Origin of the sequence: Streptococcus mitis SK575, from assembly GCF_000257865.1 — a bacterium.
GTDB lineage: Bacteria > Bacillota > Bacilli > Lactobacillales > Streptococcaceae > Streptococcus > Streptococcus mitis_CQ.
This window is the reverse complement of the sequence record NZ_AICU01000043.1, coordinates 1-1,533: the sequence shown is the minus strand read 5'-3', so window position 1 is coordinate 1,533 and position 1,533 is coordinate 1. Positions and strand designations below refer to the sequence as shown.

Sequence of the window (1,533 nt, the reverse complement as noted above, 5' to 3'; positions counted from 1 at the left end):
CTTTGATTTTCATTGAGTATAAATAAGTGAGACTACTGAAATGAAATAAAATATGGTATAATTGGTAAGATAGATAGAATCGAGGATATTATGTCATTTACGAAATTTCAATTTAAAAACTATATTAGAGAAGCCTTGGAGGAGTTGAAATTTACAATTCCAACAGAGGTGCAAGATAAGTTGATTCCTATTGTTTTGGCAGGTCGTGACCTAGTCGGTGAATCAAAAACAGGTTCGGGTAAGACTCATACTTTCTTGTTGCCGATTTTCCAGCAATTAGATGAAGCTAGCGATAGTGTTCAAGCAGTCATTACTGCACCGAGTCGTGAGTTGGCTACTCAAATTTACCAAGCGGCCCGTCAGATTGCTGCCCACTCAGAAGTGGAAGTTCGTGTAGTTAATTATGTGGGTGGTACGGATAAGGCTCGCCAGATTGAAAAATTGGCAAGCAATCAGCCTCATATTGTTATCGGAACACCAGGCCGTATCTACGACTTGGTTAAATCTGGTGATTTGGCTATTCACAAGGCCAAGACCTTTGTGGTCGATGAGGCAGACATGACCTTGGATATGGGATTCTTAGAAACTGTTGATAAGATTGCTGGAAGCCTTCCAAAAGACTTGCAATTCATGGTTTTCTCAGCGACTATTCCACAAAAGTTGCAACCATTCTTGAAAAAATACTTGTCAAATCCTGTCATGGAGAAAATCAAGACCAAAACGGTCATTTCTGATACCATTGATAATTGGTTGATTTCTACTAAGGGACGTGACAAGAATGCTCAAATTTACCAGTTGACTCAGTTGATGCAGCCTTATTTGGCAATGATTTTTGTTAACACTAAAACGCGTGCTGATGAATTGCATTCATATCTGACTGCTCAAGGCTTGAAGGTGGCAAAAATCCATGGAGATATTGCCCCTCGTGAACGTAAGCGAATCATGAATCAGGTGAAAAATCTGGATTTTGAGTACATTGTCGCAACAGACTTGGCGGCGCGTGGGATTGACATTGAAGGTGTCAGCCATGTCATCAATGATGCCATTCCGCAAGACTTATCTTTCTTTGTCCACCGTGTTGGTCGTACTGGACGCAATGGCCTACCAGGTACAGCTATTACCCTTTATCAGCCAAGTGATGACTCGGATATCCGTGAGTTGGAGAAATTGGGAATCAAGTTTACTCCTAAGATGGTCAAAGACGGGGAATTTCAAGATACTTATGACCGTGATCGTCGTGCTAACCGTGAGAAAAAACAAGATAAACTTGATATCGAAATGATTGGTTTGGTTAAAAAGAAAAAGAAAAAAGTCAAACCAGGTTATAAGAAGAAAATTCAATGGGCGGTTGATGAAAAGCGCCGCAAAACCAAGCGCGCCGAAAATCGTGCTCGCGGTCGTGCAGAGCGTAAAGCAAAACGCCAAACATTTTAATAGTAATTGTTGGAGTACTGAGCTCCAACTTTTTTAATTATGTGACTTTCAGTCCGTCTCGCTCCGTTAGGTGCGAGACAAAAAAACCACCCGCTATGC

The 1,533-nt window shown here is 41.1% G+C and carries 1 protein-coding gene; it reads left to right on the top strand.

Features of this window, described 5'->3' with window-relative positions:
* Positions 1-90: 90 nt before the first annotated feature.
* Entirely contained in the window at positions 91-1,434 is a 1,344-nt protein-coding gene (locus HMPREF1048_RS06115; RefSeq protein ID WP_004248705.1) for a DEAD/DEAH box helicase, read from the top strand.
* Positions 1,435-1,533: the final 99 nt, after the last annotated feature.

What these genes read in the sequence shown, in the direction of transcription:
- HMPREF1048_RS06115 (WP_004248705.1), top strand. Translation starts at nt 91, where the DNA reads ATGTCATTTACGAAATTTCAATTTAAAAACTATATTAGAGAAGCCTTG.